This window comes from Pseudomonas sp. IPO3778 (assembly GCF_013386825.1).
Lineage (GTDB): Bacteria > Pseudomonadota > Gammaproteobacteria > Pseudomonadales > Pseudomonadaceae > Aquipseudomonas.
Map to the genome: position 1 here is coordinate 65273 of NZ_JACARC010000078.1, position 10427 is coordinate 75699.

5 protein-coding genes (1 of these 5 cut by a window edge) are annotated in these 10427 nt (G+C 63.5%); 3 read left to right on the forward strand and 2 right to left on the reverse strand.

Annotation, left to right across the window (positions count from 1 at the left end; all coding sequences use genetic code 11):
* Positions 1–7669, reverse strand: the 5' portion of a protein-coding gene (locus HX855_RS30390) for a non-ribosomal peptide synthetase (RefSeq protein WP_177083054.1). 4655 nt of this gene lie to the left of the window's left edge; only the first 7669 of its 12324 coding nucleotides appear in the window; the start codon lies at positions 7667–7669; the stop codon falls past the left edge of the window.
* A gap of 209 nt (positions 7670–7878) precedes the next feature.
* Between HX855_RS30390 and HX855_RS30395 the strand changes: the two genes are divergently transcribed.
* Together HX855_RS30395 and HX855_RS30400 are read left to right on the forward strand one after the other, a co-directional pair.
* Positions 7879–8130 (forward strand): type II toxin-antitoxin system HicA family toxin, encoded by a 252-nt coding sequence (locus HX855_RS30395; protein WP_177083056.1) that lies wholly within the window; start codon positions 7879–7881, stop codon positions 8128–8130.
* Complete coding sequence (locus HX855_RS30400; RefSeq protein ID WP_177083058.1) at positions 8127–8483, forward strand: type II toxin-antitoxin system HicB family antitoxin; 357 nt, start codon at positions 8127–8129, stop codon at positions 8481–8483. Before HX855_RS30395 ends, HX855_RS30400 begins: the two co-directional genes overlap by 4 nt.
* Here HX855_RS30400 and HX855_RS30405 read toward each other — a convergent pair whose 3' ends face one another.
* Entirely contained in the window at positions 8484–9656 is a 1173-nt protein-coding gene (locus HX855_RS30405) for an MFS transporter (RefSeq protein ID WP_177083060.1), read from the reverse strand.
* A gap of 134 nt (positions 9657–9790) precedes the next feature.
* On the opposite strand from HX855_RS30405, the gene HX855_RS30410 reads away from it, so the two are divergent.
* A complete protein-coding gene (locus tag HX855_RS30410) occupies positions 9791–10375 on the forward strand; it encodes a TetR/AcrR family transcriptional regulator (RefSeq protein ID WP_177083062.1) in 585 nt (194 codons plus the stop codon).
* Positions 10376–10427: the final 52 nt, after the last annotated feature.

The following is a 10427-nucleotide window of genomic DNA, read 5'->3' on the forward strand; positions in this document are numbered from 1 at the left end:
GGCTGACCACCTGGATCGAAATGATCGAGTCGCCGCCCAATTCGAAGAAGTTGTCGCTGATGCCCACCTGTTCAAGCTTGAGCACGTCTTGCCAGATCGTCGCCAGTTGCTGTTCCAGCACGCTCTGCGGAGCGACGTAGGCGTGTTGCAGTTGACTGACATCCGGCTTGGGCAGGTTCTTGCGGTCCAGCTTGCCGTTCGGCGTCAGCGGCATGCGCTCCAGACGCAGCACATACGCCGGAACCATATGCGCCGGCAAGCTGGCCTGGAGTTGCGCACGCAATGCGTCGGTGAAGTCCGCATGGGCTGAATCGCCGACCACGTACGCCACCAGACGCTTGCCGCTGCCGGCGCTGCCTTCCTGAGCCACCACCACCGCTTCGCGCACGCCAGCGAGGGCTTGCAGCGCCGCTTCGACTTCACCCAGCTCGATGCGGAAACCGCGGATCTTCACCTGATTGTCGATACGGTCCAGGTAGTCGAACGTGCCGTCGGCGCGCTGGCGCACCAGGTCGCCAGTGCGGTAAAGCAAGCCGCCCACGGCGCTGAACGGGTCAGCGACAAAACGTTCGGCGGTCAGCCCCGGACGATTGAGGTACCCACGGGCCAGGCCCGTGCCCCCCAGGTACAGCTCACCGGCCATGCCTTGGGGCAACAGGTTCAGGTCGGCGTCGAGCACATACGCGCTGCGGTCACCGATACGGCTGCCGATCGGCGCGTAGGCGGCACCGCACGGCACGTCGCGACCGGCCTTCCAGATCAGCGGAGTGACCACGGTTTCAGTCGGGCCGTAGCCGTTGATGATGCAGTCCGGATCGAGCGCGCGCTTGACCCGCTCGAAACTGGCGTTCGGCACCGCATCGCCGCCAAAGCAATAGATGCGCACCTTCGGCGGGTGGCCGACGCGCTCGGCATGTTCGGCCAGTTGTTGCAGGTACACCGGCGGGAACGCGACCACGGTCACGCCGTGTTCGATCATGGCGTTGTAGGTCTGCTCCGGCGTCCATAGGGTGTCGTCGCGAATCAGTAGCGAAGCGCCGTGGGTCAGGCTGGTGAGCCAGCGTTCGTGGGCGCCGTCGAAGGCGAACGACATGAAGTGGAACTCACAGTCGCTGTCGCGCATTTCGTAGCGCTGGCCGATGGCCTGGCAATGCATGGCCAAGGGGCCGTGGGCGACGCTGACGCCTTTCGGATTGCCGGTAGACCCGGAGGTGTAGATCACATACGCAAGGTTGTTCGGGTCCAGTTGCACCGCCGGCGCCTTGATCGACTGCTCCCGCAGGTCAAGACGATCCAGTTCCAGCAACGGTACCGATTCGGCAACCGGCAGTTGCGCCGACACCGACGAATCGCTGATCAGCAGCGCCAGCCCCGAATCCTCGATCAGATAGGCCAGGCGTTCGCGCGGGTAGCTGGTGTCCAGTGGCACATAAGCGCCGCCCGCCTTGAGCACCGCCAGCAAGGCGACGATCACCGACTCACTGCGCGGCAACGCCACGCCCACTCGGGTTTCCGGACCGACACCACGGGCGATCAGCGCATGGGCCAGTTGGTTGGCGCGCCGGTCGATTTCACCGTAGCTGAAGTGCTGCCCGTTGAAGATCACCGCCGTGCGTTGCGGGCGTTCGGCGGCGAGGGTGGCAATGCGCTGATGCACGCCGATGTCCACCGGGTATGGCTGCGGGTGGTTCTCGGCGCGCTGGCGGGCGTGTTCGTCGCGGCTTGCCAGGGCGATTTCACCCAGGTTGCGTTCAGCCGACTCGGCAAACTGCTCAAGCACTTGCAGCAGATTCGCACTGATGCCTTCGATGACCTCGATTGCGAAGTGGCCGCGGTCGAAGCTGTAATGCAACGCTAACTGTTGGCCGAGGGTCACCGCCACGCTCAGCGCATAGTGGGTCTGCTCCAGGTTGCCCACATCGCCGAACACCAGGCCTTGCCCGGCCTGGCCCAGCGCCTGGGCAACCGGATAGTTTTCGAACACCAGGATGTTGTCGAACAACGCTTCACCGCCCTGCCCGGCCCAACGCTGGATATCCGCCAGCGGTGTGTGTTCGAAGTCACGCAGGCTGAGGTTCTGCGCCTGCACCGCTTGCAACCATTGGCCAACGTTTTGATCGGGACGCGGTGCGCCAATCACGGGCAAGGTGTTGATGAACAGGCCGACCTGTTGCTCGATGCCGGGCAAGTCCGCCGGGCGTCCGGCCACCGTCGCACCGAACGCCACGGCTTCGTGCCCGGTATAGCGTTGCAGCAACAGCAGCCACGCGGCTTGCACCAGGGTGTTGACGGTAATTTTCTGCTGGCGGGCAAACGCTTCCAGCACCTGGGTGCGTTGCGCGTCCAGCGTCAGGTAATGGTCGCCGTGACCGCTCTGGCGCTCGCCAGCGGTGGCGGCGCGGGCCAGCCGGGTCGGCGCTTGCAGCGGGGCCAGTTGTTCGTTCCAGAAGTCCTGGCTCAGTTGGCCGTCCTGGCGTTGCAGCCAAGCGATGTAATCGCGATAGCGGCCACCGGCATTGGCCGGTGTGCGGCCGCTATAGCGCTGCAATACTTCGCCGAGCAACTGCGAGTTGCTCCAGCCGTCCATCAGGATGTGGTGGTGGGTGTAAATCAGATGCCATTGATCACTGCCGGTCTGCACCAGCACCAGGCGCAGCAGGGGCGCACACGCCAGGTCAAAACCTTGTGCACGTTCGGCATCGGCCAGCGCCGCGAGGGCCGCCGGTTGATCGTCGCGGGCACGCCAGTCCAGTGTGGCGAACGGCAATTGCACCTGTTTGTGCACCATCTGCAACGGTTGCGCCAGTTCGCCCTGCCAGACGAAACCGCTGCGCAGGATGTCCTGCGCGTCGACGGTGGCCTGCCAGGCCGCACGGAAACGCTCGGGGTCCAGGCCTTGCACGTCGATACGCAACTGGTTGATGTACTCCCCCGCCGCCTGCTCGTACAGGGTATGGAACAACAACCCTTGCTGCATGGGCGACAGTGGATAGAGGTCGTCGAGCTGACCGGCCGGCACCGGCAGCGCATCCAGTTGCGCCTGGGTCACCCGCGCCAGCGGGAAGTCCGACGGTGTGGCTTGGGCGGCCGGCAAGCTGCAGCAGTGTTCGATCAGCCCGTGCAGCTCGCTGGCGTAGTGGTCCACCAGGTGCTGCACGGTCGCGCTGTCGAACATCTCGCGGCTGAAGCCCCAGCTCATCGACAGTTCGCCGCCATAGACCTGGCCTTCAACCGTCAGCCAGTTGGCCAGGGGCGCCCCCAGGTCCTGGGCCACGCCACTGGTTTCGGCAGCCGGGACAAACAAGGCCGCCTCGTCGAACTGGCGGTCGAACTGGCCCAGGTAGTTGAAGGTGATCCGCGGTGGTGCCAGTGCGGCCAGCTCGGCGCGCACCGCGGGAGCCGCCAAGTGACGCAGCACGCCGTAGCCCAAGCCTTTGTCCGGCACCGCACGCAGTTGCTCCTTGATCGACTTGATCGAACCGTCGAGATCATCGCGGGCGGTGAGGTTGACCGGGAACAGGCTGGTGAACCAACCCACGGTGCGGCTCAGGTCGATGTCATCGAACAGGTCTTCGCGACCATGGCCCTCGAGCTCGATCAGCGTGCCCGACTGGCCGCTCCAGCGACTGATGGTGCGTGCCAACGCGGTGAGCAGCAGGTCATTGACCTGCGTGCGATACGCAGCGGGCGCCTGTTGCAGCAACTGGCGCGTGCGCTCGGCGTCGAGTCGCCATTCGATTTTTTCACCCTGCAGATTTTGCAGGCTGGCGTCAGGTCGTTCGCACGGCAGGTCCTTCCCATCCTGATGCTGGGTTTTCCAGTACGTCAGTTGCTCATCGAAGCGTTGCGCTTGCTGTTCGAGCCGCGCAGTCCAGCCCTGGAACGCACTGGTTTTCGGCGCCAGCTCGATGCCGCCGCCTGCCGCCAGCTGTTCGTAAGCCTGTTGCAGGTCTTCCAGTAATACACGCCAGGACACCCCATCGACCACCAAGTGGTGAACGATCAGCGCCAGACGCTGGCTGCCATCGGCCAGCGTGACCAGCAACGCTCGCAACAGCGGGCCGTTTTGCAGGTCAAGGCTGCGCTGCGCCTCGTTGCACAAGGCATCCAAGTGCTCAGCAGACTCAGCATCCCGCAGCCACAGATCAGCGCTTGCCACCGGCGCATCGTGGCTTTGCTGCCAGCCCTCGGTGCTTTCGGTAAACCGCAGGCGCAAGGCATCGTGGTGATTGATGATGTGCGTCAGCGCTGTAGCGAGCCACTGTGCATTCAAGGCCTCACGCGGGGCCAGCAGCAGCGATTGGTTCCAGTGTTCGCGCACCGGCATCCTGCGGCTGAAGAAATGCTGCTGGATCGGCCCGAGCACCGCTTCACCGGTTACCGGGCCCTGATCCACTGCCGAGCGATGGTCGAGGGTGGCGGCCAGCGCCAGGCTGCGCACGGTCTGGTACTGGAACAGGTCACGCGGGCTGACGCGGATGCCGGCCTGCCGCGCACGGCTGACCACCTGGATGGAGATGATCGAGTCGCCGCCCAGCTCGAAAAAGTTGTCTTCAAGGCCGACGCGCTCAAGGCCAAGCACGTCTTCCCAGATCGCCGCCAAGGCTTTTTGCAGCCCATCCTGTGGCGCCACGAATGCTTGCTGCGGCGCAGCGTCGGGCAACGGCAGGGCCTTGCGGTCGAGCTTGCCGTTGGCGGTCACTGGCAGCTTCGCCAGCGGCATGAGGTGGGTGGGCACCATGTATTCCGGCAGGCTGTTCAACAGCCACGCTTTCAACTCCGGTTGCCAAGGGGTGGCTGGCTCGTCGCCCTCCAGCACCAGGTAGGCAACCAGTTGCTTGCCGCCCTGCACCAGCACCACCGCTTCGCGCACCAGCGGGTGTTGCATCAGGCGGGTCTCAATTTCACCCAGCTCGATACGCAGGCCGCGCAGCTTGACCTGGTGGTCGAGGCGGCCGAGGTATTCGATCACACCGTCGACGCGCTGGCGCACCCGGTCGCCGGTGCGGTACAGCCGCGCGCCGTCATTGAACGGGCACGGCACAAAACGCTCGGCGGTCAACGCCGGGCGGCGGTGGTAACTGCGGGCCAGCCCGGTGCCGCCGAGATAAAGCTCACCGGCGACACCGGCGGGTACCGGGTTGAGTTGCGCGTCCAGGACATAGGTGCCCAGGTTGGCAATAGGCCGGCCAATCGGCACGCTGTCGGCACCCTCATCGATGCAGGTCCAGTGGGTGACGTCGATGGCCGCTTCAGTCGGCCCATAGAGGTTGTACAACCCGGCGCCGGGCAGTTTGGCGAACACCTGCAACTGCGCATCCAGCGCCAACGCTTCGCCGCTGCACACGATGCGCTTGAGGCTCGCGCAGGCCTGCACACCCGGCTCATGAATAAATGCCTGGAGCATCGACGGCACGAAGTGCAGCGTGGTGATGGCGTGTTCGCCAATGACCTCGATCAGGCGTGCGGGCTCGCGATGTGCGCCGGGTGCTGCGACCACCAGCCGTGCACCGCTCATCAGCGGCCAGAAGAACTCCCACACCGACACGTCAAAGCTGAACGGGGTTTTCTGCAACACCGCGTCGCTGGCGTCCAGGCCATAGGCTTGCTGCATCCAGCACAGGCGGTTGACCAACGCACGATGGCTGTTGCCGGCGCCTTTGGGTTTGCCGGTGGAGCCGGAGGTGTAGATCACATAGGCGAGGTTCAATGCGTGCACGTTGACGGCCAGCGGCTCGCGGCTGTAGCCGTCGAGCCAACCTTGAGCCTGATCGAGGGCAATCACGTTGATGCCGTCGACCGGCAAGGTGTCCAGCAGGCTTTGCTGGCTGAGCAGCAGCTCGATACCGCTGTCTTCGATCATGTAGGCCAGGCGGTCGCGGGGGTATTCCGGGTCCAGTGGCACGTAGGCGCCACCGGCCTTGAGAATCGCCAGCAAGCCGACCACCATTTCGAGGGAGCGCTCGATGCAGATCCCCACCAGCACATCGGGACCAACGCCTTTCTCGCGCAAGGCATGGGCCAACTGATTGGCACGACTGTCGAGTTGACGGTAGGTCAACTGCGTTGCACCGAACACCAGCGCAGTGGCGTGTGGCGTGCGGTGTACCTGGTCTTCGATCAGGTGGTGAATGCCACGTTCGTTCGGGTACGCCTCAAGGGTCTGGTTCCAGTCCCGCACCCGCACGCGCTGTTCATCGGCGGCAAGCATCGGCAATTCACCGATGCGCTGGCTGCCATCGGCGACCATCGCCTGCAACAGGCTGAGCCAATGCCCCGCCATGCGTTCAATGGTAACGGCATCGAACAGGTCGTTGGCGTAGGTCAGCGCGGCGTGCAGGGTGCCGGACTTTTCGAAGGTGTCCAGGCTCAGGTCGAACTGGGTAGTGCGGCCTTGCCATTGCACCAGGGACAGCTCAAGCCCGGAAGCGGTGTTGACCGCCGCAATGTCTGCTACTTGCGGCTGATGGTTGTACATCACCTGGAACAGCGGCGTGTGGCTCAGGCTGCGCTCGACTTTCAAGGCTTCTACCAAGCGCTCGAATGGCAGTTCCTGGTGAGCCTGGGCGCCCAGCGCGTGCTCCTTGATGCCCTGCAACAGTTGGTCGACGCGGGTTTGCCCGGTCAGCTCGGTGCGCAGCACCTGGGTGTTGACGAAGAAGCCGATCAGCCCTTCGACTTCGCTGCGATTACGGTTGGCAATCGGCACGCCAACCCGAATATCGCCCTGCCCGGTGTAGCGGTGCAGCAGCACATTGAAGGCACCGAGCAGCAGCATGAACAAGGTGACATTGTGTTTTTGCGCGCAACTGCGCAACTGTGCAGCCAGCGCCGGGTCAATCGCAAAATCATGCCGGGTGCCCTGGTAGCTGGGCATCGCCGGACGTGGATGGTCGATGGGCAGTTCCAGCACCGGGTGCTCATCCCCCAGGCGCGCCTGCCAGTATTCCAGCTGGCGGGCCTGCTCCCCCGCTTCCAGCCAGCGGCGCTGCCACAGGGCGTAGTCGCTGTACTGGATCGGCAGGGCCGGCAGTTGCGGCGGCTCATTGCGCTCATGGGCATCGTAGAAACGAATGAACTCATCAATCAGCACGTTCATCGACCAGCCGTCGGAGACGATGTGGTGCAAGGTCAGCAGCAGCACGTGTTCCTGCTCGGCCAGTTTGAGCAATTGCACCCTGAGCAACGGGCCATTGGCCAGGTCGAAGGGCAACAACGACTGGCGGGTGGCGGCCTGCATTACTGCCTGCTCACGCTCGGCGGGTGCCAGGGTGCTGAGGTCCGATTGCTCAATGGTCAGCGGCGACTGAGCGGCCACTTGCAACAGGCGCTCATCCGCCTGGCGCTGAAACACCGTGCGCAAGGTTTCATGACGGGCTACGAGACTGGCGAACGCCTGCTCAATCGCCGGCAGGCTCAACGCGCCCTTGAGCCGCACAGCGCCCGGCAGGTTATAGGCGCCACTGGCCGGATCCAGTTGCCACAAAAACCACATCCGCTGCTGCGCGTAAGACAGCGCCTGGCCGTCCTCGGCCTCCACCCCTGCCGGAATCGGAAACCGGGAAAAATCCACCCCTTCCTTGTGTAGCGCCTGGAGGAACATCTGGCGTTTTTCCAGGGGCAACCCGATAAACCGGCGAGCAAGTTTCAAGGAGTCTTCAGCGTTCATTTCTTGGGATCCGGGGCAATAGGCAGGAAGCACAAAGGCACGTCGTCCCTATAAAACGAATCCGGAGGGGAAAAATTAGCGGGGGATTTGGAGCGCAGGCAACGGTGTCATCAAGGGTTACATCAAACGCCGCGTGGCTCGGCGAGGCTGTCCTATCATTGACGCAACCCATCAATTGCAACTACATTTAGTTACAGGCAAGGATCGCCGTGTCGAAAAATGAAAAGCTGCTGGCCAAACTGCTCAATGAGCAATCGGCCTTTACCTGGCCCGAACTCGTCACACTGCTGCGGCGCCTGGGATACACGCAAATCGAAGGGGCGGGTAGCCGGGTCAGGTTCGACAGGGGCGACCCCAGTGCAATGATCACCCTGCACAAGCCTCACCCCGGCAACGAACTGAAACACTACATTCGGCGCCAGATCATCGAACAATTGAAATCAGGAGAACTGATTCAGTGAACAACCAGCTGAAACACAAAGGCTACATCGGCTCCATCGAAGCCAGCATCGAAGACAATTGCCTGTTCGGAAAACTGCTGTTCATCAAGGCACTGGTCAGCTACGAAGGGAAAACCGTTGCCGAACTGGACGCCGCCTTTTGCAGCGCCGTGGACGACTACATCGAGACCTGCCAGGCCCTTGGCCAAACACCGGAAAAACCCTGCAAGGGCTCGTTCAACGTCCGCGTCGGCCATGACCTCCATTTGGCCGCGGCCCTCGAGGCGACTCGGCAAAAAGTCACGCTGAACGATCTCACGCGCCAGGCGCTGAACGCGTTTCTGCAACATCGCGGCGCATTGGTAACGGGGTAATCACCCCAACCGCCGATACCCCGACACCGCCGCCCCCAGCACCACCGCCCCCGCCGCGAGCGCCACCCAGAACCCGCTGGGGGCGCCGAAATGGTCGATCATCCAGCCAGAGCTGGCAGCACCAATGGCCACGCCGATGCTCAGGCCGGTGATCAGCCAGGTCATGCCTTCGGTCAGGCGGCTCGGCGGGACGATTTGCTCCACCAGGGCCATGGACACGATCAGCGTCGGCGCGAAGAACAGGCCAGAGATGAAGATCGCCGCCGCCAACCCGGGAATGTTCGTCACCAGCAACAACGGCAGCGTAGTGATCGCCGTCGCCACGCCGCAGTACAGGAACTGGCGCGGCAACGGGGCTTTCAACTTGAGGGCACCAAACGCCAGCCCGGCCAGGCATGAACCGATGGCGTACACCGACAGCACAATGCTCGCGGCAGCCGGCTGGCCCTGATGCTGGGCGAAGGCGACGCTGACCACATCCACCACGCCGACGATGACGCCCATGGCCATCAGCAACACCATCAGGATCAACACCGAGGGCGAGGCGATCAGCCAACGGCCGTGACCGGCATGGTGTTCATGCACCGGTGGCTCGGTCTGGCGTTGCAGCACGAAAGCAGTGACCCCCACCGCCAGGAACAGCGCCGCAATCAATGGCCCCGCTTCGGGGAACAGCAGCACGCACAAGCCCACCGACACCGGCGGGCCAATAATGAACACCACCTCATCGAGCACCGACTCCAGGGCAAATGCGGTTTGCAGTTTGGGTTGGCCGCGATACAACTCGGTCCAGCGCGCCCGCACCATGGCCGACATGTTGGGCATGCAGCCGGCCAGGGCGGCAAAGACGAACAGCGTCCAGGTCGGCGCCTGCACGCGGGTGCAGAGCAACAGCAGCAACAGCGCGCCGCCGCCGATTGACGCGGCCACCGGCAACACCCGGCCCTGACCATAGCGGTCCACCAACCGCGAAACCTGAGGCGCACAAAACGCGGTGGCCAGGGCGAAGGTGGCGGTCACGGCGCCTGCCAGTCCATAGCCGCCGTGCACTTGCGACAGCATGGTGATCAAGCCGATCCCGGTCATGGAGATCGGCATGCGGGCGAGCATGCCCGCCCATACAAAAGCCCTGGAACCTGGCGCCTGGAACAGCTCGGCGTAGGGGTTTGCCATGGTGTGTAACCTCTTCCTGAGCGCCCTGGAACTTGCTATCTGGTGTTATCGGGGCAAAATACATACGGTGCGTATGTGACAAATCATGCGTAACATACGCGTCGTATGTCAATCACCTATTGTGAGCCTTACCCATGAGCCGAGCCCGCGCCGACATGATCGAAGACACCCGCGCCCGCCTGATCGCCAGCGCTCGCCAGGCCTTCGCCACACACGGCTACGCCCAGACGTCGATGGACGATTTCACCGCCCGCGCGGGCCTGACCCGGGGTGCGTTGTACCATCATTTTGGCGACAAGAAAGGCTTGCTGGCGGCGGTGGTTGCCCAGCTCGACGGTGAAATGGACGCGAGCCTGCACCGTATCTCCGAGCGGGCCGAGAATCCTTGGGATGGATTTTGCGAGCGGTGCCGGGTCTATTTGCGTATGGCTCAGGATGCCGAGATCCAGCGCATCGTGCTGCAGGATGCGCCGGCGGTGCTGGGGGCAACCGACCAGCAGCAATGTGTGGACTCGCTGGGCCGGTTGCTTGATGAGCTGATGCAAGCCGGGCTGATCGAACACGCATGCAGCCAGGCATTGGCGAGGCTGATCAATGGCAGCCTGGTGAGCGCGTCACTGTGGATCGCCCGGGACGAACACCCGGGTGAGCGACTGGAAGAAGCGTTGCAAGGGCTGGAGTTGTTGCTGCGCGGTTTGAAGCGCCATGCCGTTTGCTGAACGGGTGCGGTGGGGTTTTTTTGGGATCAGATGGGGTACATATCCGTTGCTG